General features: G+C 50.4%; 1 protein-coding gene. It reads right to left on the reverse strand.

Annotation, left to right across the window (positions count from 1 at the left end; translation table 11 throughout):
* Nucleotides 1-61: 61 nt before the first annotated feature.
* The gene (locus BUE76_RS07385) at nt 62-1213 is read right to left on the reverse strand and encodes a hypothetical protein (protein WP_073040369.1); all 1152 of its coding nucleotides are present in this window, start codon (nt 1211-1213) and stop codon (nt 62-64) included.
* Nucleotides 1214-1554 lie beyond the last annotated feature (341 nt).

Below are 1554 nucleotides of genomic sequence, written 5' to 3' on the forward strand. Positions count from 1 at the left end.
AACATGCTACACTAATAATCAATAATCCAATAATCAATAATTCCTGCAACTCTGCATCCTGCTAAAAATGCTTCCGGTAATTGCTTCGCAACCGCAAGGCCAGGTCGTTCAGAATTTGCCGCAACAGTTCATCCACAATTTCATCTTCTCGTGGCACACGCTGATCGCCGGGCTGGTTGTTGTTGATGTATTGTTTGTCGGCATCACTCAGTGCTCTTTCATCGCCTTTCCAGGTAACCAGTTTTACTTCCCAGCGGTGCTGTCCGCCAAATTCATCGTTCCACAAAATACGACCATTGGGGTCGCGGCTGGTGAGCAACAGGCCTGCTTCGCTGATCAGGGTGCGGTGGGTGGTATAAATGGTTGCCGAAACGGTAGCATACTCTTTTACTACTGAATCTTTTTTGTACACGGTTTCTTTTACCACTACTTCTTTTTGCACCTTGCGGCTTTCGGTACGGTCGAAAGGCTGGCCAAAACGCATGCGGCCCAGGCGCATTTCCATCAGTTGGTCGGGGCGCATATCGCGGCTCATGGCATCCCACTCGGAGTAGTACTTGATAAAATCATCATTGGTGCTGTAGTTAAGCTGGCGGATCAGCCGGTCCTGGAAATTGCGCAGCTGAAATGAGCTGTTGCTGAAATAATAGTTGCTGCCATAACTATCCATGGGCAGCACCATTACCACGGTAATGGCTTCCCGGTAGGCATCGGCTACCAGGGACCTGATCTCCGGGTCGCCGGGTTTCAGGTCCTGTGCAGCCCGAAAAGCGCGCCAGGCTTCCTGATAGCCCCGCTTGGAGTCGGCTTCCGCGTAGCGGCGGCCCCGCTCCACATACAGTTCCGCAGCTTTGTCTCGGTAGGTGGCCAGGTAGGAGGTATAATCAGTAGGTTGCACGGTCTTTTGCGCTACAGGACTTTGGCTGATGGTATGGTACAGTCCCTGCAGGTAATTGTATTTGCGGTACACCTGTATGAAACGCTCCTCACCGGCGGTTGCGAGTAGGTTTCGGATCTCAGACTCCTGCTGCGCAACCGCGTCTTCATAGGCATCCTTCACCACCCTTCGGGAAGCGGCATCATTAGGATCGCGCTGGAGCTTTTTTACCGCCCTTTCGATGGCTGCGTCGAAGTTGCCCTGGTCGTAAATTTTCTGCGGCGATTTGCAGGCTGCAAAAAAGAGCAGGAAGGCGATGAGGTAAAATTTAGTCATGGTAAGCAGTTTGTCTGTAGGATGTAAAACAAGGACAAAAGTTACTGGGACCGGGAGTATTTGGGAAGGCGTTAACAGGAGGGCGGTTTTGTGTTTTGTGTTTTTGGTGTTTCGTTGTTTGGAGTTTGGAGTTTGGAGTTTGGAGTTTGGAACAAACTTTTTAAGGTAAGCAAGAATGCCTGGTGCTGGCTGGGTCTGTCATGCCGAACTTGTTTCGGCATCTCCTTTTTTAACCCGGAGTTTACTAGAGCAGCAGGGGATGCCGAAACAAGTTCGGCATGATGGCAGTAGAAGGCATACGAAAACAGCATTGAAAGGTTATGTGTATAGTGCTATGGTGT

This window comes from Cnuella takakiae, assembly GCF_001953305.1.
GTDB lineage: Bacteria > Bacteroidota > Bacteroidia > Chitinophagales > Chitinophagaceae > Flavisolibacter > Flavisolibacter takakiae.

Excerpts from the sequence above, each read along its gene's own strand:
- BUE76_RS07385 (WP_073040369.1), bottom strand. The coding sequence starts at position 1,213 with ATGACTAAATTTTACCTCATCGCCTTCCTGCTCTTTTTTGCAGCCTGC.